Here is a 21980-nt window from a genome sequence, read left to right as displayed (position 1 = left end):
TTTCGATTTCCGCGTTTAACTCGCGTTAAACCCTTCTTTTTTCAGGGTTTCTTCTTTCGAAGCAACCGTTCCTCCCTTGCGGAGTGGTGCAAAGATAGGAAGTTTAGAAACAAACTTCCAAGCCTTTTGTTTTTATTTATTTCATTTTGGACATAACTGCCTGGAAAGATGGGAGATTCTTTTTGTATAACAGTTATAAGTACACCTATAAAAGACTTGAAATACAAGTTACAATCATAAAAACACCTCTTTTTATTCCTGTTTAAGAGAATGAAAAAAGAAAGATAAGAGGGGTAAAATCAAATGAAAAAGCACAGATCTACCAAGAAATATCGACAAGTAACCGACAACGATTTCCAGTCGTTGTGGGATATTTGTCGATATAGTGCTAATAACGCATTCTACATAAACCAAAAAAGGTCCAAGTATACACTTGGACCCTTTATATAAAATAATCGATTAACGATTAATCTTCTTCTTTCGAAGCCAACAATTGATCGTACTCTTCGCGAGAACCGACGATTAAGTTGCTGTATTGACGGATACCTGTACCAGAAGGGATCAAGTGACCAACAATTACGTTTTCTTTCAAACCTAATAAGTTATCACGTTTACCTGCGATAGCAGCCTCGTTCAACACTTTTGTAGTCTCTTGAAAAGAGGCTGCAGAGATGAACGATTTCGTACCCAATGAAGCTCTGGTAATACCTTGTAACAATGGACTTGACGTTGCCGGAATTGCTTCACGAACTTCAACAAGTTTTAAGTCACGACGTTTCAAACTAGAGTTCTCTTCTCTTAATCCACGTAAAGAAACAATTTGTCCCGGACGTAGCGTATTAGAGTCTCCTGCATCAACAACGACCTTTTTGTCAAACAAGGAATCATTTTCTTCCATGAAATCCCATTTGTTAACTGCTTCTTTTTCTAAGAAACGAGTATCTCCTGGATCCTCAATATTAACTTTTTGCATCATTTGGTGAACGATCGTCTCGAAGTGTTTATCGTTGATCTTCACACCTTGCAGACGGTATACCTCTTGGATACCATTCACAATGTAATGTTGCACAGCTGAAGGGCCTTTAATCGACAAGATATCCGCTGGAGAAATCGAACCATCTGATAATGGCATACCTGCTTTCACAAAGTCATTGTCCTGAACAAGGATGTGTTTGGAAAGTGGCACCAAGTATTTCTTGATTTGACCATCACGAGACTCGATAGACATCTCACGGTTACCACGTTTCACACCACCTAATGTTACCACACCGTCGATTTCTGTTACAACAGCAGGATTAGATGGGTTACGTGCTTCGAATAATTCCGTTACACGTGGCAGACCACCCGTGATATCTCGCGTTTTACCTGTAGAACGAGGAATCTTAACTAAGATACCACCTTCTTTCACAGTGACACCATTAGCCACAGAAACGTGCGCTCCAACCGGAATGTTGTATGTACGAATAACTTCTCCAGATTTATCTAAAATCTTGATAGATGGGTTTTTCGTTTTATCCCGTGTCTCAATAATTACCTTCTCTTTGTGACCAGTCTGCTCATCTGATTCTTCACGGAAGGTAACACCTTCGATGATAGCATCAAATTCAACTTTACCGGCAAATTCAGAAATAATCACCGCGTTATATGGATCCCACTCTACCAATTTATCTCCTTTTGATACCGCGGCACCATCTTCAACGAATAACTGCGAACCGTAAGGAATATTTTGTTGGAAAACAATTTTATTATGTGCATCAATGATTTTGACCTCACCAGAACGGCCTAAGACCACCTGATGCGTGCCATTATCGTTTGTTTGCGAAACTGTACGTACATTTTCAAATTCGATTCTACCATCATATTTAGAAATGATACTTGAATCAGCAGCAATGTTGGATGCCGTACCACCCACGTGGAATGTACGAAGTGTTAACTGTGTACCTGGTTCACCAATGGATTGCGCGGCAATAACACCGACAGCTTCACCCAACTGAACACGCTTACCTGACGCCAAGTTGCGTCCGTAACAACACGCACAAACACCACGCTTAGACTCACATGTTAATACCGTACGAATCTCAATTCCTTCAATACCTGCTTTTTCAATAGTTTCAGCAATTTCCTCCGTGATATCTTCGTTTGCAGAAACGATCAATTCATCAGTTTCCGGATGAAGTACATCATGCAGTGGCGTACGACCTAAAATACGATCGAATAATGGTTCAACAACGTCATCATTATCTTTTAATGCTGTTGTATATATACCACGCAAACCACCACAATCTTGTTCCACAACGATCATGTCTTGCGCTACATCATGTAAACGACGAGTCAAGTAACCCGCATCCGCTGTTTTCAATGCCGTATCGGCAAGACCTTTACGCGCACCGTGGGTAGAGATAAAGTATTCCAATACGGACAAACCTTCTTTAAAGTTTGACAAGATCGGGTTTTCGATAATCTCACCACCAGAAGTACCTGATTTTTGAGGTTTCGCCATCAAACCACGCATACCACATAACTGACGGATCTGCTCTTTCGAACCACGGGCTCCAGAATCCAACATCATATAAACAGAGTTGAAACCTTGGTTATCATTCGAAAGAATATCCATAACGTGAGCAGTCAATCTGTTGTTGATCCGCGTCCAGATATCGATGATTTGGTTGTAACGTTCGTTGTTCGTAATGAAACCCATGTTGTAGTTGTTCATTACTTCTTCAACCTCGTTAGTTGCTTGTTGAATCAATTCGGCTTTCGCAGCAGGGATATTCAAATCTTCCAAGTTGAAAGAAAGACCTCCTTTGAAGGCTGTCTGATATCCTAATTCTTTCATATCATCCAAGAACTGTGCCGCACGAGCCATACCCGTAGTCTTCACAATTTCACCGATGATATTACGCAACGATTTTTTCGTAAGCAATTCGTTGACAAATCCCATTTCTTCAGGAACAACTTGGTTGAAGATCACGCGACCTACTGTTGTTTCTAACAAGGTATCAACGATGCTACCATCTTTTTGTCTAACTTTTGTTTTTACTTTGATCCAAGCGTGCAGGTCAATTTTCTTCTCGTTTAAAGCGATGATTACCTCTTCAGCGGAATAGAAAGTCATATCTTGACCTCTTACGATATGATCGCCAGCGGTTTTACGGCCTTTAGTAATATAATAAAGACCCAATACCATGTCTTGAGATGGTACTGTGATTGGAGAACCATTCGCAGGGTTTAAGATATTGTGCGCGCCTAACATCAAGATTTGAGCTTCCAATACTGCGGCATTACCTAGCGGTAAGTGAACCGCCATTTGGTCACCATCAAAATCGGCGTTGAACGCTGTACACACTAAAGGGTGTAATTGAATTGCTTTACCCTCTACTAATGTAGGCTGGAAAGCCTGAATACCCAAACGGTGAAGCGTAGGTGCACGGTTTAGCAATACAGGGTGACCTTTCAATACATTTTCAAGGATATCCCATACCACTGGATCTTTACGATCAACAATTTTTTTAGCTGATTTTACTGTTTTAACAATACCGCGCTCGATCATCTTACGGATGATAAACGGTTTGTAAAGTTCAGCAGCCATATCTTTAGGAAGACCACACTCGTGTAATTTCAAGTGAGGACCTACCACAATTACCGAACGAGCCGAATAATCCACACGTTTACCTAGCAAGTTTTGACGGAAACGACCTTGTTTACCTTTCAAAATGTCAGATAAAGACTTCAGTGCACGGTTACCTTCTGTTTTAACTGCGTTCACTTTACGTGAGTTGTCAAATAGAGAGTCTACCGCTTCTTGAAGCATACGTTTTTCGTTACGTAGGATTACTTCAGGAGCTTTGATTTCGATCAAACGTTTTAAACGGTTATTACGGATAATCACACGACGGTATAAGTCATTCAAATCCGAAGTCGCAAAACGACCACCATCCAAAGGCACTAAAGGACGCAATTCAGGTGGAATGATTGGAACAATTTTCACAATCATCCATTCTGGGCGATTTTCGATATTCTCACGTGAACTACGGAAAGCTTCAACCACATGAAGGCGTTTTAACGCTTCATTTTTACGTTGTTGAGAAGTCTCATTAGCAGCCTGGTGGCGTAAATCGTATGACAATTGATCCAAATCAATACGTTTCAACAAATCCTCCAATGCCTCAGCACCCATCTTAGCGACAAATTTCTGAGGATCGTTATCGTCTAAATATTGATTTTCTTTTGGTAAGGTATCCAAAATATCTAAATATTCTTCTTCAGTCAAGAAGTCCATAAAGTTGATACCATCTTCTTCCTTAATACCGGCTTGGATAACCACATAACGTTCATAGTAAATGATCATATCCAATTTCTTGGTCGGAAGTCCCAATAAATAACCAATTTTATTAGGAAGAGAACGGAAATACCAAATGTGCGCAACAGGAACTACCAAGTTGATATGTCCCATACGCTCACGACGTACTTTCTTCTCTGTTACTTCGACACCACAACGGTCACATACAATACCTTTATAACGGATACGTTTGTATTTACCACAGTGACATTCATAGTCCTTTACGGGACCAAAAATACGCTCACAGAATAAACCGTCACGTTCCGGTTTGTAGGTACGATAGTTAATCGTTTCTGGTTTTGTAACTTCACCACTTGAGCGTTCCAGAATAGTTTCTGGAGAAGCCAAGCTGATCGTAATCGACGTGAAGTTGCTTTTAATTTTATTATCTTTTTTGTAAGACATACTTATTCAAAAGTTAAAGCTTTATAAAGAAGCTTTGAAGGACCGAGCCCTTCAAAGCCCTAATTGCTTAATTAATCCAATGTGATATCTAGACCCAATCCACGCAACTCGTGTACCAATACGTTGAACGATTCTGGTACCGATGGTGTCGGAAGATTGTTACCTTTTACGATTGCTTCGTAAGTTTTGGCACGACCGACCACGTCATCCGATTTCACAGTCAAGATTTCTTGAAGGATGTTAGACGCACCGAATGCTTCCAATGCCCAAACCTCCATCTCACCGAAACGTTGACCACCGAATTGTGCTTTACCACCGAGAGGTTGTTGTGTGATCAATGAGTACGGACCGATTGAACGTGCGTGCATTTTATCATCCACCATGTGACCTAATTTCAGCATGTAGATTACACCCACTGTTGTTGGTTGGTCAAAACGGTCACCTGTCAATCCGTTATACAAATATGTACGTCCAGACTTTGGTAAACCTGCTTTCGCAACCCAATCCTGTACCTGATCCATTTCAGCACCGTCAAAGATAGGTGTAGCAAATTTAACCCCTAATTTCTGACCTGCCCAACCCAATACGGTTTCGTAGATCTGTCCCAAGTTCATCCGTGAAGGTACCCCTAGTGGGTTCAACACGATATCAACTGGTGTACCATCTTCTAAGAAAGGCATATCCTCATCACGTACGATACGTGCAACGATACCTTTGTTACCGTGACGACCAGCCATCTTATCCCCTACTTTCAGCTTACGTTTTTTAGCAACGTAAACTTTAGCCATCTGCACAATTCCGGATGGAAGTTCATCACCGACAGATACTGCAAATTTATCACGTTTAAACGAACCTAGCTCTTCATTAATTTTAATGTTATAATTATGAAGGGCCATTTTGATCAACTCGTTTTTATCTTCGTCAGTTGTCCATCCCATCGGGTTGATGTTGTTGTAATCTAATTCAGCCAAGATTTTTTGTGTAAACTTAGCACCTTTAGCAACCAACAACTCTTTATATACGTTGTAGACACCTTGGCTTGTTTTACCATTCACTATTGTAAATAATTTTTCCACCAAACGTTCTTTCAACGATTTAACAGCTCTATCATGAGCAACTTCTAGCTTCTCTAAAGTTTTACGTTCAACTTCTTTAGACATTTTCTTCGCCCGGGAGAATAACTTCGTATCGATAACAACACCTTTTAATGAAGGCGGAGTTTTCAATGAAGCGTCTTTTACATCACCAGCTTTGTCACCAAAGATTGCACGCAACAATTTCTCTTCTGGAGAAGGATCAGACTCACCTTTAGGTGTGATTTTACCGATGAGGATATCACCACCCCCAACTTCAGCACCAATACGGATAATACCATTTTCGTCCAAGTCTTTTGTTGCTTCCTCAGAAACGTTAGGAATATCAGCAGTTAACTCTTCTTCACCACGTTTTGTATCACGAACTTCAAGTTCAAATTCCTCAATGTGAAGAGAAGTAAACCAATCTTCTTTCGCTACACGTTCAGAAATTACGATCGCATCCTCAAAGTTATATCCTTGCCAAGGCATGAATGCCACTTTTAGGTTACGACCCAATGCCAATTCACCATTTTCAGTTGCATAACCTTCACACAATACCTGTCCTGGTTCAACTCGTTGACCTTTCTTAACGATAGGCTTCAAGTTCATACATGTATTTTGATTGGTTTTCTTAAACTTGATCAACTTATACGTTTTGACATCATCATCAAATGATACAAGACGATCATCGTCGTTTCTGTCATAACGGATCTTAATTTCATCAGCATCTACATACTCCACTACCCCGTGACCCTCAGCATTGACCAACGTACGTGAATCTTTCGCAACACGCCCTTCAAGACCAGTACCTACAATAGGAGCTTGTGGACGCAATACAGGCACAGCCTGACGTTGCATGTTTGATCCCATCAAAGCACGGTTGGCATCATCATGTTCCAAGAAAGGAATCAACGAAGCCGCAATAGATGTAATTTGATTAGGAGCAACGTCCATATAATCGAGCATATTAGGCTCAATAATTGGGAAGTCACCCTCATATCTGGCTTTCACTTTTGCATCTTCGAAATTACCTTTGTCATCATACAAAGCATTCGCTTGCGCAATTGTTTTACCATCTTCGTCCTCAGCAGATAAATATACGACAGGCTCGTCAACGACAACTACCCCGTCTTTTACCTTACGGTAAGGAGTTTCGATAAATCCTAAGTGGTTGATTTTTGCGTGTACAGCCAAAGAGGAAATCAAACCGATGTTTGGTCCCTCTGGTGTTTCAATTGTACAAAGACGACCATAGTGCGTATAGTGAACGTCACGAACTTCGAAACCTGCACGTTCACGAGAAAGACCACCTGGACCTAAAGCTGACAAACGACGCTTATGCGTAATCTCAGCAAGAGGGTTAGTTTGGTCCATAAACTGAGACAATTGGTTTGTACCGAAGAACGAATTGATTACCGACGAAAGTGTACGTGCATTAATCAAATCAGTCGGTGTAAATACCTCATTATCTCGGATATTCATACGCTCTCTGATTGTACGAGCCATACGAGATAGACCAACACCAAACTGAGCATATAATTGTTCGCCTACTGTACGTACACGACGGTTCGACAAGTGGTCAATATCATCAACCTCTGCTTTAGAGTTGATCAAATTGATCAAATACTTCACAATTGCAATGATATCCTCACGGGTTAATACTTTCGTATCATCCGGAGTATCCAACTTCAACTTACGGTTGATACGGTAACGACCTACATCGCCCAAATCATAACGTTTGTCAGAGAAAAATAAACGGTCGATGATACCACGCGCAGTTTCCTCATCTGGTGGTTCAGCGTTACGTAATTGGCGATAGATATGTTCTACAGCTTCTTTCTCCGAGTTGGACGTATCTTTTTGTAAAGTGTTATATATAATAGAATAGTCAGCATTGTTCGACTCATCGTCTTTCGCTAAGATAATAGACTTAACGCCAGCTTCGATAATAAAATCAATGTGATCATCTTCTAGAACAGTTTCACGCTCAAGGATAATTTCATTACGATCGATGGATACTACTTCACCAGTATCTTCATCCACGAAATCTTCTACCCATTTTTTCAATACCCTAGCCGCAAGACGGCGACCAACATATTTTTTAAGACCAGATTTACTAACTTTTACTTCATCCGCTAAATCGAACAATTCCAAGATATCTTTATCCGAATCGTATCCGATAGCACGCAATAAGGTAGTAACTGGGAATTTCTTTTTACGGTCGATATAAGCATACATGACATTGTTTACGTCAGTTGCAAATTCGATCCAAGATCCTTTGAAAGGAATTACCCTTGCAGAATAAAGTTTAGTACCATTTGTGTGTCTACTTTGACCAAAGAAAACGCCTGGTGAACGGTGTAATTGCGATACGATAACACGCTCTGCACCATTTACCACGAAAGTACCTTTAGGAGTCATATAAGGGATAGTCCCTAGATATACATCCTGAACAATAGTTTCGAAATCTTCGTGTTCTTCATCATTACAAGATAACTTTAACTTAGCCTTTAAAGGAACGCTATAAGTCAAGCCGCGCTCGATACACTCTTGGATATCATAACGTGGTGGATCAATGAAATAATCCAAAAACTCTAGCACAAAAATGTTTCTTGAATCAGAAATAGGGAAGTTTTCCGAGAATACCTTGAACAGCCCTTCCTGATGGCGGTTGTCAGAAGTAGTTTCTAATTGAAAAAACTCCTTGAAAGATTCCAATTGCACATCTAAGAAATCTGGATACTCCAATACTTTCTTACTTGTTGCAAAGTTTATTCTTTCTTGTTGAATATTATTGTTTGCCAAGGGAATATGAATTTTAGTTTTAAAAAAACTGCGCTTACACTTATGCTGTAAACCACGTGTCCACTGTGCCCAGCATATACACAGCATAGTGGCGTATTGATATAAATAGGAATAGACTCTGACGAAAAATCGTCAGAGTCTAAACCTTTTCGGGCTAATTAGTTGAGATTATTTAATCTCAACAACAGCACCAGCTTCTTCTAATTGTTTTTTCAAAGCTTCTGCTTCGTCTTTAGATACACCAGCTTTTAATTCTTTAGGTGCTCCGTCAACTAAATCTTTAGCTTCTTTCAAGCCTAATCCAGCTAAATCTTTAACCAATTTAACTACAGCTAATTTTTGACCACCAGCTTCTTTCAAGATAACGTCAAATGAAGTTTTCTCTTCCGCAGCAGCAGCACCACCTTCAGCTGGAGCAGCAGCTACAGCAACAGCAGCAGCAGCAGGCTCGATGCCATACTCGTCTTTTAAGATATCAGCTAATTCTTTAACTTCTTTTACTGTTAAGTTAACTAACTGTTCAGCAAGTTGTTTTAAATCTGCCATTTTATTTTGAATTTTTGAATGTACTTTATAAAAATTGTTAATTAAATTGTAACGAATGTTTCTGTTCTAGAGGACTCGTTAACCTCTTTCTTCTAAAGCTTTTACTAAACCTGCAACCGTATTTCCTCCTGATTGAAGAGCTGAAATAACATTTTTCGCAGGAGATTCCAAGGCTGCGATAACGTCCGCAATAAGCTCGTTTTTAGATTTAAGATTAACTAATGCAGTTAATTGATTATCTCCAACGAATGCTGTTGCTTCAATGAAAGCCGCTTTTAATAACGGTTTTTCATTAGTTTTACGCAATTCTTTGATTAATTTCGCAGGCGCATTAGCGACTTCTGAAAACATCATTGTAGACGCACCTTTAAGCGTTCCAAAAATATCTTCTTCATCAACACCAGCTTCGATTAATGCTTTCTTGATTAAAGTGTTTTTCACAGCTTTAATCTCGATGCCTTGTTCAAAACATTTACGACGAATGTTATTCACTTTTTCAACGGACAACTCAGCAGTATCGGCAATATAGAAGTTACCGTAAGATTTAATCTGTTCGGCCAAAGCTTGAACAATTTCTTGTTTTTCTTCTTTTCTCATGATTAAATACCTGCTACTGATTTAGTCTCAATATGAATACCAGGACTCATAGTTGAGGAAATGTGAATACTTTTAAAGTAAGTTCCTTTAGCTGCAGATGGTTTCAAACGAGCTAGAGTTTGTAATACCTCTAGTGCGTTATCATATATCTTATCTGCATCGAACGACGCTTTACCAATAGAAGTATGGATGATACCGGTTTTGTCAACTTTGAAATCGATCTTACCACCTTTTACATCTGTTACAGCTTTACCAACTTCTGTTGTAACCGTACCAGTTTTAGGGTTAGGCATCAAGTTTCTTGGACCTAAAATACGACCCAATTTACCAACTTTAGCCATAACACTAGGCATAGTAATAATGATATCAACGTCAGTCCAACCACCTTCAATTTTGCTGATGTAATCATCTAAACCTACGTAGTCTGCACCTGCCGCTTTAGCTTCTTCTTCCTTATCAGGAGTACATAAAACTAAAACACGAACAGTTTTACCAGTACCGTGAGGTAATGTCGCAATACCACGAACCATTTGATTTGCTTTACGAGGATCTACGCCCAAACGAACGTCGATATCCACAGAAGCATCAAATTTGGTCAATGAGATTTCTTTAACTAAAGCCGAAGCTTCTTTCAAAGAGTATGCTTTACCAGCTTCAATTTTGGATAGTGCCGCTTTTTGATTTTTTGTTAATCTAGCCACTTTTCTTAAATTGATTTCTTAATTAATTGTTCCAAGGAGCATTACCTGATACGGTAATACCCATACTACGTGCTGTACCAGCTACCATTTTCATAGCAGCCTCTACAGTAAATGCATTTAAATCAGGCATTTTATCTTTAGCGATTGTCTCAACTTGTTCCCAAGTGATAGCCGCAACTTTTTTACGGTTAGGCTCGCCAGATCCACTTTTTAATTTAGCAGCGTCTTTCAACTGAACCGCTACCGGTGGAGTCTTGATGATAAAATCAAATGATTTATCAGCATAAACTGTAATGACAACAGGCAATACTTGACCTGGTTTGTCTTGCGTACGAGCGTTAAACTGCTTACAGAAATCCATGATATTCACACCTTTAGCACCCAATGCAGGTCCTACTGGAGGTGAAGGATTCGCAGCTCCGCCCTTAACTTGTAATTTTACTAACGCACTGACTTCTTTTGCCATTTTGTTTTGAATTTAATTTTGTTAAATGTCTGTTAGTAAGTTGGAAGCAAATAACGTAACATTCATCGGCCAGGACGTAACACCCCAACCGAGGTGCAAAGTTAATAAGAAGATTTGACTCCTGCAAGTATCTAACTTTTAATTTTTCAGGAATTTATACCTTTTTTTTTAAAGCTGGCATCTATTCGTTTTTTCATTAAATATATCACGGACGTTTTCATCCTCCCCAAAATAAAAATCTCAAAATTATTTACCATACAATAACAAAAACCATAGCAACAAAAGGATATAGTATATATTTCATCAGGTTAGGTTTCAATTTTGACAATTCGACGGTAACACCCAATAGAACTACTCTTTAATTTTTAAAGTATTTCCCAATCGATCTTTAACCCCTTTAGGCAAAGCGGAAATCCCATACCTATCGAGATCATTCCAATAGGCGCTCTGATAATTACTACTTCCTTTCAGAAATATACTTTTCGCAAATTGCTTTTTGTATTCAGTATATTGATCTGTGGAGATATACTCCTTTTCAAGGACATAAAATTCATCATATGTCTCTATTGGCATATATTCAGTTTGGTTCTTTTTTTTAACACTGGTAACAGCTGACCTGACTACACTGACCAAATGATCCATTGCTAAATTACCCGACTTAACATGAGCATACGTTTCTATCGTTACGCCACTATGCTGCCGTGCCTGTATTTTAAATATCCTTTGGTCTATTACAGTCCCCGGCACTACCCGATTAAGATATACCAGCCCTTTTCCCTCGTTGGAAACTTGTACAAAACCCATGTTTGTACTCCCCTGTTTTATAAACCGCCGACCTTTATCCTCCTCCAACCGAAATCCTTTCGGCAACTGATAGGCGATCGAAGTACTTTTTAAATTGATCAGGCTCGGATTATAGGAAAAAAAAGTTCCCATCTTTTCTGCGAGGTCCTGCGTAGCACCTTTATTCTCAAAAATCCGGTATTCCTTCAAAATAAATCGGACTTTTTCCTTCTTATTCTTTAGTGGAATATAATAAGTTACTATGCCATCGACAAAATATCCCATCTTATTATTCAATAAAGCAAGGTTCCGAAAATACCCTTTTAAAACAACATAGTCAGCCTTGCTCCGATCGCCTATTGCCACTTCATCAATCTTAATTGATCGGGGAACCATTTTGATCTTGCCTACGGTCTTTACTTCCGAAAAAGGTACCGTCAAACTACTAAAGGCAACATGCTGAAAAGTTAGATTAACGGTCTTTTCCTGCTTCAACGAATCCAACATAACTTCTCCAACTATATTTGTTGCACCAAGTAAGCTACCGTTATCCGCATACAGATTGACACCACTTATAGATTCCTGCGTTAGGCTATCAATGACTTTAATTTGTGCATTCGTCAAGATCGAAATCATCGTTAATATTCCGATAATAAATCCTATCCTTATTTCATATTTCATTTCAGTCCTTTTAATTTGTCTTTTATTAATTAAACAGGGATTAACAGCATCCGATAGTCTTCTATAATTCCACTTATTTATTTCTAGTCCTATTATACCCCTCATTAAATGCCTCAATAAAAGCACTACTATTCGTAACGACGTAAACGATGAAAGCGAGCAACGCTACTGCTGCTATAAATTTTAAAAGTTTCTTAATTTTCATAATTATTTAGATTTAATTCCTGTCCCAAAAATAGACATTATGATGTAGTTGTACCACAACCTGTGGTTATCTAGCGACAAATTCCCACTAACGATCAATTAATCAATTGGAGGTTTTCACCAAGTTGTTTTCCTAAGCCGTCGTTGATCACCGGAATATGATAATCTTCCAACTTTTCCCAAAATCGTGTCTTATAATTACTTTTTGGAAGCGTTGTATAAATACTCTTCGCCAAACCCTTTTGATTGGATTTATATTCCTCCTCCGTGATATACCAATTTTCCATGACATAAAATTCATTAAGTACCTCACAAGGGATGTGACCATATTCCTTTTTTCGTTTCAGAGACGCAACAATATTTTGGTAAAGAGCTGTTAAATTGAAAGGCGTAATGCTGTTTAATTCGGTTGCATTATAATTTTCGATTGTAACCTCGTAAAACGTCTTCGCCTCGAGACTAAAAAGTTTTTCATTCACTACAGTATCTGGCAACACCTTATCCAAATACAATTGAACATTACTTCGATCAGCATCTGTCGTCAGGTATCCTACCTCATTCCCTTTTTTCAACAAGCGAATACGGTCCGACCTATCGTTTTCCTTAACGAGATCATTCAATCGATCCGCTAATTTCCTACTATATATTTCCGTAATCCTAGGAATCTGGAAGAAAGATCCCATTTTTGCATTATAATCCTTAGTGACAGTCGAATCTATAAACACACGATAATCAACCAACCTGTATTTAGGTTTACCCTTCTTCAATGGAATGAAAAACTCTACTATTCCGTCCGCAAAATACTTATGTTGATGATTGAAAGTTTCTAAAGAACGGAAATATCCTTTCAATACCACGACTTCTTTTGGCTTTGCATTAACAGTGACCTCTTTTAAGACTTGAGCTCTTGGCTCCAAAAAATATAGTTGTTTATCATCCAGCGATACTAATGAAAAGGTTTTGGTTTCATATGAGATATGTTGTACCGTAATTGCTAATGGTAGTTTTTGCTTCTTTACTCCGTTATCGAGAAACTGAGTTACACCAGTTTTATCTGTAAATCCGATCAATGCCCCCTTTTCATTGTAAATATTTAATGAAGGAATTGGCAACTTATTCTGAGCGCCAACAAACTGTATCTGAGCCTTGCATAGTAGTCCGGCAAACAAACAGATCAGAATAAATGTAAATTTTAGTTTCATATATGTTAACGTACTCCTTAATCCCATCTATTTAAAAATAGCGATATTGGTCATGCTGTGCAGCGCAACTTATTATTTTTATGCCTATAATTTCATGAGAACAGCTATAAAGTTCACCAATATATGTAAGCTCAATCCATAGATAAAGCCATGTTTTAACCTTAGAAAAACTATTAAGTACCCTAAAACTACCTGAGGAAGCACGTATATTGGATAGAGAAACCAAATATTCATATTAATAGGCGCAAAGTTTGTAATATGTACAAGCCCAAATGAAATAGCGCTTATTGACCCTACGACTCTAATGGAGATAAATCTACCAAGGTACTGTTCCGTATGCTTATCTCTCAGAACACGAAAAATGACTAGGCTGATAACTATAAAAGATAAGATGATCGCTAAAGCATTCAAGTTTACGTTAAATAAATCCTTTAGGCCGAAAATCAAATAGGTTAAAATTGCAGAAAAAGATATTGCAATATGCCTTGGGTCAAAAGACAGCCAAAGGCGAAACATTGTTTCTTCAACTGTTGGAACAAAAAAGCAGCTAAAAACACTATACAGAGGCTATTATTGGTCAATGCCCTAATAGACTTTAGTGCATCATGATTTAATAGGCTCGGGATCTTATAATAATCGACAACTAGAAATGTATCAATAGATCTAATAATCATCGTCAGCACAAGTCCAATTCCGATAAATAGAAGATACGAATATCCAATCGCCTTTATTTTACCCATAGTTAACATACTTCAAAATAAATATAACTAGAATCACATTAATCCTAATCAATTGCCGTCAGGCTATACCCCATTTCTCTAAGCAATGAGATCAAGCCCTTTTCACCAGACAGGTGTCCAGCTCCCACAGCAATAAAGCAACCCTGATCTTTGATCAAATCCGGAATAATCGTTGTCCAGTTTATATTCCGCCCTGTCAAGAGCTTTTCTTTCTGTTCGACAGACATCCATGTAGGATCCTCAATCAATGCAGTTAATTCTTTGAGGTTTTCATTTTTATAGGCATTGACCATTTTGGCCGTTAGAGCGGGATATTTATCCAACTGTAATACCCAGTCCATAAATAACTTTGGCGTAATCAAGTCTTTCAATAACCCGAATTGATAATCAGCTGTTTCAAGTTCGCCAATTGTTTTACCCTGAGCGGAGGCCAGAGCCGATAGCTCAATTTCATATGATTTCAACTTTGTTGGATCAGGGCAATTAAAGCCTCTCATTGAAAATAAGGAAGCCATTGTTACCGGTGAAACATGATCCAATAATTTAATTGAAAGCTGCTGTGCCAACAAGACGCTGTCCATTTTACGCACTTCACTATCGGTAAAGTTTTTAATGAAACTAGGGTCAGGTACAGCAAATGCCTGTAGGACCTCCATATTTTCAGGTTTCGAAAGATCCACTTCAAATACGACTTTCTGACTCGAATTAAGGGCATCCAGGCATTTTTGTTTGATCTCAAAATCGTCAGGACACAACATGTGGATCGTACCAAACAGATACGAATCTTGTTTCAGACCATTTCCTGAAATTTTCCATAACATGGAATTACCTTGCGCAAAACCACTAAAAGTGATTATAAAAAAGAGAAATAGAAGAATAAAATGTTTTTTCATCCGTTTAAATTTAAGGCTTTATTTATTTCTGGCCGCATTAAAACCATCTTCAAATCCTTGAATAAATTCGCCGACATTAGATAGCAGATAGACACAAAATGCCAAAATAGCTATTATTACTACAAATTTTAAAATAGTTTTAGTTTCCATGAATATTTAGATTTAGTTACTGTCCCAAAAATAAACATTAGGATATATCTATACCACAACCTGTAGTTGTTTTCAATAAACTTTCTATGAAAAAAAGAGCGACAAAACAGCTTATTACATAAGTAATAAAGAAAACCGAGAGTCTCTTATTACAATGCTGAGGCTAAAGTAACAATTAGGAAGTTAAAAATTTATCACACCAGTATATAGGTTAAACTTTCAGATCAAATATCGGTTTGTAATCACAAATCCGCTGGTTTAGTAACCTTTTTCAAAATAAAACTACCTCCCTCAGTAGGGTGATCGAGTACTAGGTTACCTTTATTCTCTTTATAGATTAAAATTATGAAATCTCCGACTGCCGCACAAGACAAAAAAAATGCAAAAAATAAAAGTCGCAGATTTCCAGTAAAAATTGAATAAATCGCAGGTAAAAAGCCAACAAGAAAAAAATGCATAACTACACCTAAAATATAAGGTATTACCCGTAACGGTTCTTTGCAATTAGCATATGGATTGAGCATCTATATCTCTTTGTTGAGCCTAAAAAACCTAAAACCCAAAACAGATTTAGTTATGCACATTCAACTATACAACTTCTATGATTTTCCTTAAGATAAGCGCTGTAAAACAAGTATCTTCTGAGTACAATCTATAGGAATACACAGCCAAAACTACATCAAAATTAAGAACTTTATTTTAACAAAAACGAGATAGCATCCTTTATTCCTGCTACAAACTCATTCCTATAATCAACAATGAACATAAGCACTAGCAAACAAAAAAAGATAAAATCAATTCTACCGTTAAAAATTTTCCAGTTTTTTATTTGTAACATAACTTGTAAATTTAATTATAAAAAATGCCTTAGATTCTCACTAAGGCTTTACTCTTTACATAATAGCTCTTGCAATAGCAATCCCAAGAAGTCCGGGAGACAACACACCAATTGTCATAAAGACACTTGCATATCCTGCAAGATATGCAGCATCCCCAGCTTTACCACCATTAATTTCTATTGACTCCAAATGAGTAATTTCAGTTAAGTTTAAACTTTTCATCTCAAAAATTATAATATTATAGAATTGCATTTACTGCATCCTTCATCCCTGCGACAAAAGAATCACGATTATCGTATAAATAGATTCCAACTCCGATCATCCAGAAAGGAAAGCCTCCCCCATCAATAACTTCCATCCCCATCAATAACTTCCATCTCTTTCGCACCCATTTCCTGAACACCGAAACGTTTTAAATCTAATGTATTCATTTTTTTTCGATTTATAAAAAATTAATTCCTACTCTATCTATAAGCCTTTTCGGATTCCTGCTTTGTTGATCAACATTACTAAATTACATTTGCTCACTCCACAAAAACAGTAGTGAAAAAAATAGTTGAAAAAAATTTCTGACCACCCGATATATTGCGGAGTTTATCATCCTCCAACACTTCCATCTTCAACGAAATTGAAATCATAAACTGATAAGTATAATAATACGTATAGTCCTGCCGAGAATATTCTATTGGCACACCTCGCCCTTTAAGCTCATCCATCATGGCATACAATCGAGAAACAGATATTCCCAGCCGCCTTGCTAATTCAGTAGGTGTCCCCGTCCTTCTCTGACGGATCAACTTGTCCAACAAATTAATCCGGTCTATATATTGAAAAAGCTTCATATGATTTTAGTTTATTGTCCCGTAAATTTGGTAGTGCAGCATCACCTTATTGAACACCACGTTATATTTGCTACGGATAGTTTCTGACTCCGCTTTAATCAAATTACTTTTACTGGTATTGACGTCATAGATGGATACCTTGCCCGCTTCAAAACTGCGCAAGGTGTAATCCAGAGATTGCGCTGTTGCCCTGCTCGCTTCTACCGCGATACCATATTGTTTTTTATTCTCCTCGAGTTCAAGCAATAGCTTATCTAAGATCTGCTGTTGAGCAAACTTTTCATTGTCAGCCGCCAATTCTATATGCTGCCGATTCAAGTCGATCTGCTTCAACTGGCGTTTTGTTTTCCCTTTGTTAAATATCGGTACCGAAACCTTCACAGCGAGTTGCTGGGCAAAATTGTCTTTACTCTGCACAAAGAAGGATCGTGTTTCATCTGCTTTAAACGCATTGAAGTAGGTACTCCCTAAACCGGCAGATCCCTTTACCGTCGGAAATAACGCTGCTTTAACCAACTTGGATTCAAGCTCAAGTTCAACCTCTTGATTTCGGAGCTTAGCAAATACCGGATTATGCACATACGCATCTTCTCGTAGACCCGATAGGTTCGAAAAAGCATACTCTTGCAGACGATCATTCTCTGCCAATGGGACAGCCAGTTCTAGGGCTCCATAGTCTGGATGGTTCATCAATTGAGCCAATTTGAGCAAGGACTGTTGCCTATCTTTGTGATATTGCTGATATTGCTGCTTTTCCCGTGCCAGATTGGCTTTTGCTTCTGCAACTACCGACACAGCTGTTGCTCCCACCGCCGTACTTTTCTCGGCTTTATCCAGTAACTGCTGTGAAAACTGCATGGCCGAATCCTGTGAGACCAATAGTGCCTGAGCCAGCAAAGTCTGCAGATAGGCTTCCATCAGCTGAACGGTAAGATTTCTTTTCAATATCTCCTTTTCTATACGTTCCTGTTCCGCTTCAGAAGCCGCTTTCTTGGCTTGGTTTCGAAAATAGTTATATTGGTATAGGGTCAGTTCCGCATTGATCCCCATGTTGCTATTCAGGTTATCATTGCGCCGAATCGTACCGAACACATCCTGTGATGATCCAAAAGTGGTATAGCCATTTGCGTAGCCATTGACATTTGGCAAGCGTTCCCGCAATGCCATTTCCTGATCGAGCAGTTTTATTTCAGCCTTGATGTCCTGCTGTTTTATCGGCAGATGATGAGCCACGGCATAATCAATACAATCCCGTAAAGTCCAGGCTCGTTGCGCCAGTACATTCGTAGATAACAGTACCGCTAAATAAATAAACCAGCACTTTATCCTACATCTTTGATAATTTTTCATCATTGAATAAAAAACAACAGTTAGTTTAACACGATCGATTGCTTTTTCCACATATCCTTATAAGCAGACTCTTGAGCCAATAGCTGTCCATGTTCGCCTTGTTCGATAAGCACCCCATCTTTGAGAACAAGGATCGTATCAGCTTCCGCAATGGTACTCAATCGATGGGCAATCACGATCATGGTTTTACCGGAATCTTTAAAGCGGCGAAAAGCCCGCTGGATCACCAGTTCCGTTGAAGTATCCAAGGCCGAAGTCGCTTCGTCTAAAATCAGAATATCCGGATCCCGATATAGCGCACGTGCTATGGCAATGCGCTGCCGCTGTCCGCCCGACAGCATGGATCCATTTTCACCCAGCTGTGTCTCAAAACCAGCAGGAAACTTTTCAATAAAAGACATCATGTCCAATTCATTGACCACCTGCAATAGCCGCTGAAAATTGGGAATATCCTCCCCGACGGCAATATTGCTAACGATGTTACCTGAAAATAGATCGATCTGCTGGGGCACTATGGCGATACGTTCCCGAAGCGAACTCTTTGAGATATAATTTAGGTCATATTGCCCAATAGAAATCTTTCCTTCCTGTAGCGGATACAGTTGCTGAATAAGCGCTCCCAAGGTTGTCTTCCCGCTGCCGCTCTCCCCGATTACAGCTGTCATTTTCCCCTGCTCTATTCGGCAGCTAAAATTGCGGAATACCTCCACCCGCGATCCATAGGAAAAACGGACATTATCAAAGACGATATCCCCAACCAAATCCGAGGTAAGGTGTAATTTTTCTTCGGATTCCTCACGCTCCAGATCCATAATTTCAAACAGGCGATCTGCAGCGATCAATGCATTTTGCAGTGTCTTGTTCATGCCGATCAATTGTGTCACAGGCCCGGTAAAATAGCCAATCAAAGCGTAAAATGAGAGTAGTTCTCCCGGCGTGATTGTGCGTTCGATCACATAGTATGAACCAGCCCATAAGAGGATAATGGTAAATAACCGCGACAACAATTCACCAGAGGTACTGGAAAACAAGCCATTCATCACCGAGGCATAGATGGTTTTCAATAAATGCGAAAACCGGTTGTCTGTAACGCTATTAAAATAAGTTTCAATGCCAAACTGCTTGATGGTCTTAACCGAATTCAACGATTCGACCAGATGAGACTCCAGTTCGGCCCCCTCTTCCATCATCCGACGCTCCACTTTTTTATTTAGTTTATTGGAAAGCCAATAGACCCCCAGATAAAAAGGGATAACAAGCAGCATGATCAAAGCCAGTTTCCAGAAATAAGTAAACATAAGCGCAAAGGAAAAGACCACGATCAGCACATTGACGACCGCCTGTATGGCCACATCGTTGATAAAAGCACGAATTTTGACGGCATCATTGACCCGCGATATAATCTCGCCTACTTTCATTGTATCGAAGAAGCGTTGCGGAAGGCTCAGCAAGTGCTTATAGTAACCTAAAATCAGATATTTATCGATCCTTTGTCCCGTCTGCAAGACCATGACACTCTTCAATGTACCAATGAGCAACTGGAAAACCAAAATAACCAACATGCCGATAGAGAGCAGGTTCAATAAACGCACATTGCCATCGACCAGTACATAATCGGTAATTTTCTCAATGTAAAACGATGTTGAAAGCCCCAGCAGCGTATACACTGCAGCACCCACCAGTGCCTGAACGATCACCGAGCGATGCGGCCGAATCAGATTCCAAAATCGCTTGAAAACAGCCGTCTTCTCATTTTTCTGCTCAAAGTATTCATTGGGCTCCATTAAGATCAGTACCCCAGTCCAGATCTTCTGAAAGGCCTCAAAGGTATATTTCTCCACTTTTCCCAAGCCAGGATCCATCACCGTAATTTTATCTTTTTCAACCTGATAGATCACCACATAATGCTGGAGCTGCTCTTTAAGCACCACATGAGCAATTGCCGGAAGCGGGATCTGCGGAATAGCATCCATTGCGCCCTTGACACCTTTGGCATTAAAACCCATCTGTTGCAGTCCTTGAACCATCCCCAATACATTGGTACCACGCGTGTCGGTATGGCAATACTGTCTGATCTTGGCGATGGGAATATGCGTACCATAATAGCCTGCAATAGAAGCCAGACAAGCCGCTCCACAGTCACGGATATCGTGCTGTTTGATGCAAACAGGTGATTTTTTCATTCGTACAAATTATTATTGTCAGATAATAGAGAAGTTCTTATAATGCGCTCGTTTTAGCGCCAAGGTTTGGATTGAGCAGGTCGTCGGCCCGATCAAACAAGAGCTGCCATAAGGTACGGTCCAACAGGTAAAATCGGGCATTGAATGTATTCCCCTTTCCTACAAAGACCTTGTTTCCACTCGGGAGACTCAGGAAATTTTGATCCATGCGGCACCTGACCCTAAAAAAAGATCCCTGCTGCTGATCCGTCACCAAATTGTAGTCGGTATCATGCACTGTACCTGACAGAAATCCCCATTGATTATAATTATACGTATCCATCTGAAACTTGACCGATTGACCGTTTTTGATGTAACCGATGGATTTGGCAGGCACCATACATTCAGCTATAAGCTGATCCTCTGGTGAGATTTCCAGAATATCCTGCCCCTGCACCAGCTGTCCTCCTTTTTGATACCCTTTAAAATTGACCACGGTCCCTGTGATAGGTGCCCGAACAATATAGTTTTGACCATCAATCAAGATAGACTTTTTCTCAGATGACAGCGATTGCGCCTTTTGTTGCAATTCGACCAGCTTAGCACTCCATTGCGCCATCTGTTGTTTGCGTATTGTTAGAAACTGATTTTCCAGTTGTTCAAAGGAATACTTAGTCTTATCGAGCTCAGCTTGAGACACCACTCCCTGGCTATATAGTTTATTATTACGCTCCAGTTCGCGGCGTGCTAATGTAAGTTGCGACTGGATTTCAGACATCCGTTGCGCCATCGATAGATATTCCAACTGGTATTGTCCGCCTTGCACGTTTTTTGCATCTCCCCTGAGAATGAGTTTCAGGTCGGCAATCTGTCGTGAATAGTCTGCCATCAAATCCTTATTTAAGGACAGCTTATTTTCCAGATCTTCAGAGACGACAATCAGTAAAGTATCCCCTTCCTTTATCTGCTGATTGTTGCCCACGATACGATTGTCAATGATGCGACCACTGACCAAAGAGAGTATTTTTGCATCCTCCATCTTGGGTCTAATGACCCCCTGTGCCGAAATTGAGATCGGCACCTTGATAATCGGCAATAATATTACCGCAGTTATAACAGCCAGTATCAGCAACAAGTATATAATATTTGTTCTTTTCATCTTGGTTTTGATCAACGATACAAAATTGATCAATAGCCCG

General features: G+C 39.3%; 17 protein-coding genes. All 17 read right to left on the bottom strand.

The window, feature by feature from the left end:
• Nucleotides 1–466: 466 nt before the first annotated feature.
• The 17 genes from rpoC to B2W36_RS00840 all read right to left on the bottom strand — a co-directional run bounded on the left by rpoC (nucleotide 467) and on the right by B2W36_RS00840 (nucleotide 21940).
• Nucleotides 467–4744 (bottom strand): DNA-directed RNA polymerase subunit beta', encoded by a 4278-nt coding sequence (rpoC, locus tag B2W36_RS00920; protein ID WP_209582328.1) that lies wholly within the window; start codon nucleotides 4742–4744, stop codon nucleotides 467–469.
• A 71-nt stretch (nucleotides 4745–4815) separates the two neighbouring features.
• Nucleotides 4816–8625 (bottom strand): DNA-directed RNA polymerase subunit beta, encoded by a 3810-nt coding sequence (gene rpoB, locus B2W36_RS00915; RefSeq protein ID WP_209582325.1) that lies wholly within the window; start codon nucleotides 8623–8625, stop codon nucleotides 4816–4818.
• Nucleotides 8626–8793: 168 nt separating this feature from the next.
• The gene (rplL, locus tag B2W36_RS00910) at nucleotides 8794–9171 is read right to left on the bottom strand and encodes a 50S ribosomal protein L7/L12 (protein WP_002992785.1); all 378 of its coding nucleotides are present in this window, start codon (nucleotides 9169–9171) and stop codon (nucleotides 8794–8796) included.
• A 78-nt stretch (nucleotides 9172–9249) separates the two neighbouring features.
• Nucleotides 9250–9768, bottom strand: coding sequence for a 50S ribosomal protein L10 (gene rplJ / locus B2W36_RS00905; RefSeq protein ID WP_209582322.1), 519 nt, complete (start codon nucleotides 9766–9768; stop codon nucleotides 9250–9252).
• 2 nt (nucleotides 9769–9770) lie between these two features.
• On the bottom strand, nucleotides 9771–10469 hold the full coding sequence (gene rplA, locus B2W36_RS00900; RefSeq protein ID WP_046672240.1) for a 50S ribosomal protein L1: 699 nt from the start codon (nucleotides 10467–10469) through the stop codon (nucleotides 9771–9773).
• A gap of 22 nt (nucleotides 10470–10491) precedes the next feature.
• Nucleotides 10492–10935, bottom strand: a complete 444-nt coding sequence (gene rplK, locus B2W36_RS00895; RefSeq protein ID WP_070566323.1) for a 50S ribosomal protein L11 — start codon at nucleotides 10933–10935, stop codon at nucleotides 10492–10494.
• 351 nt (nucleotides 10936–11286) lie between these two features.
• A complete protein-coding gene (locus B2W36_RS00890; RefSeq protein ID WP_293886151.1) occupies nucleotides 11287–12399 on the bottom strand; it encodes a hypothetical protein in 1113 nt (370 codons plus the stop codon).
• A gap of 299 nt (nucleotides 12400–12698) precedes the next feature.
• A complete protein-coding gene (locus B2W36_RS00885; protein WP_293886150.1) occupies nucleotides 12699–13805 on the bottom strand; it encodes a hypothetical protein in 1107 nt (368 codons plus the stop codon).
• A gap of 784 nt (nucleotides 13806–14589) precedes the next feature.
• Entirely contained in the window at nucleotides 14590–15438 is an 849-nt protein-coding gene (locus tag B2W36_RS00880; protein ID WP_293886149.1) for a TraB/GumN family protein, read from the bottom strand.
• A gap of 18 nt (nucleotides 15439–15456) precedes the next feature.
• Complete coding sequence (locus B2W36_RS00875; protein ID WP_293886148.1) at nucleotides 15457–15588, bottom strand: hypothetical protein; 132 nt, start codon at nucleotides 15586–15588, stop codon at nucleotides 15457–15459.
• Between the two features lie 242 nt (nucleotides 15589–15830).
• On the bottom strand, nucleotides 15831–16112 hold the full coding sequence (locus B2W36_RS00870) for a hypothetical protein (protein ID WP_293886147.1): 282 nt from the start codon (nucleotides 16110–16112) through the stop codon (nucleotides 15831–15833).
• Between the two features lie 369 nt (nucleotides 16113–16481).
• Complete coding sequence (locus B2W36_RS00865) at nucleotides 16482–16649, bottom strand: hypothetical protein (protein ID WP_293886146.1); 168 nt, start codon at nucleotides 16647–16649, stop codon at nucleotides 16482–16484.
• Nucleotides 16650–16665: 16 nt separating this feature from the next.
• A complete protein-coding gene (locus B2W36_RS00860; RefSeq protein WP_293886145.1) occupies nucleotides 16666–16830 on the bottom strand; it encodes a hypothetical protein in 165 nt (54 codons plus the stop codon).
• Between the two features lie 121 nt (nucleotides 16831–16951).
• A complete protein-coding gene (locus B2W36_RS00855; RefSeq protein ID WP_293886144.1) occupies nucleotides 16952–17269 on the bottom strand; it encodes an HTH domain-containing protein in 318 nt (105 codons plus the stop codon).
• A 6-nt stretch (nucleotides 17270–17275) separates the two neighbouring features.
• Nucleotides 17276–18622, bottom strand: a complete 1347-nt coding sequence (locus B2W36_RS00850; protein ID WP_293886143.1) for a TolC family protein — start codon at nucleotides 18620–18622, stop codon at nucleotides 17276–17278.
• Nucleotides 18623–18639: 17 nt separating this feature from the next.
• Nucleotides 18640–20802, bottom strand: a complete 2163-nt coding sequence (locus B2W36_RS00845) for a peptidase domain-containing ABC transporter (protein WP_293886142.1) — start codon at nucleotides 20800–20802, stop codon at nucleotides 18640–18642.
• Nucleotides 20803–20839: 37 nt separating this feature from the next.
• Nucleotides 20840–21940, bottom strand: a complete 1101-nt coding sequence (locus B2W36_RS00840; protein ID WP_293886141.1) for an HlyD family secretion protein — start codon at nucleotides 21938–21940, stop codon at nucleotides 20840–20842.
• Nucleotides 21941–21980 lie beyond the last annotated feature (40 nt).

The sequence above is a fragment of the Sphingobacterium sp. UBA3549 genome (assembly GCF_002376635.1).
Taxonomy (GTDB): Bacteria; Bacteroidota; Bacteroidia; order Sphingobacteriales; family Sphingobacteriaceae; genus Sphingobacterium.
The sequence above is the reverse complement of the archived record's forward strand: the minus strand, read 5'-3'. Positions and strand labels throughout refer to the sequence as shown.

Excerpts from the sequence above, each read along its gene's own strand:
- rpoC (WP_209582328.1), bottom strand. The coding sequence starts at position 4,744 with ATGTCTTACAAAAAAGATAATAAAATTAAAAGCAACTTCACGTCGATT.
- rplL (WP_002992785.1), bottom strand. The coding sequence starts at position 9,171 with ATGGCAGATTTAAAACAACTTGCTGAACAGTTAGTTAACTTAACAGTA.
- rplJ (WP_209582322.1), bottom strand. The coding sequence starts at position 9,768 with ATGAGAAAAGAAGAAAAACAAGAAATTGTTCAAGCTTTGGCCGAACAG.
- rplK (WP_070566323.1), bottom strand. The coding sequence starts at position 10,935 with ATGGCAAAAGAAGTCAGTGCGTTAGTAAAATTACAAGTTAAGGGCGGA.
- B2W36_RS00890 (WP_293886151.1), bottom strand. The coding sequence starts at position 12,399 with ATGAAATATGAAATAAGGATAGGATTTATTATCGGAATATTAACGATG.
- B2W36_RS00885 (WP_293886150.1), bottom strand. The coding sequence starts at position 13,805 with ATGAAACTAAAATTTACATTTATTCTGATCTGTTTGTTTGCCGGACTA.
- B2W36_RS00880 (WP_293886149.1), bottom strand. The coding sequence starts at position 15,438 with ATGAAAAAACATTTTATTCTTCTATTTCTCTTTTTTATAATCACTTTT.
- B2W36_RS00875 (WP_293886148.1), bottom strand. The coding sequence starts at position 15,588 with ATGGAAACTAAAACTATTTTAAAATTTGTAGTAATAATAGCTATTTTG.
- B2W36_RS00870 (WP_293886147.1), bottom strand. The coding sequence starts at position 16,112 with ATGCTCAATCCATATGCTAATTGCAAAGAACCGTTACGGGTAATACCT.
- B2W36_RS00865 (WP_293886146.1), bottom strand. The coding sequence starts at position 16,649 with ATGAAAAGTTTAAACTTAACTGAAATTACTCATTTGGAGTCAATAGAA.
- B2W36_RS00855 (WP_293886144.1), bottom strand. The coding sequence starts at position 17,269 with ATGAAGCTTTTTCAATATATAGACCGGATTAATTTGTTGGACAAGTTG.
- B2W36_RS00850 (WP_293886143.1), bottom strand. The coding sequence starts at position 18,622 with ATGATGAAAAATTATCAAAGATGTAGGATAAAGTGCTGGTTTATTTAT.
- B2W36_RS00845 (WP_293886142.1), bottom strand. The coding sequence starts at position 20,802 with ATGAAAAAATCACCTGTTTGCATCAAACAGCACGATATCCGTGACTGT.
- B2W36_RS00840 (WP_293886141.1), bottom strand. The coding sequence starts at position 21,940 with ATGAAAAGAACAAATATTATATACTTGTTGCTGATACTGGCTGTTATA.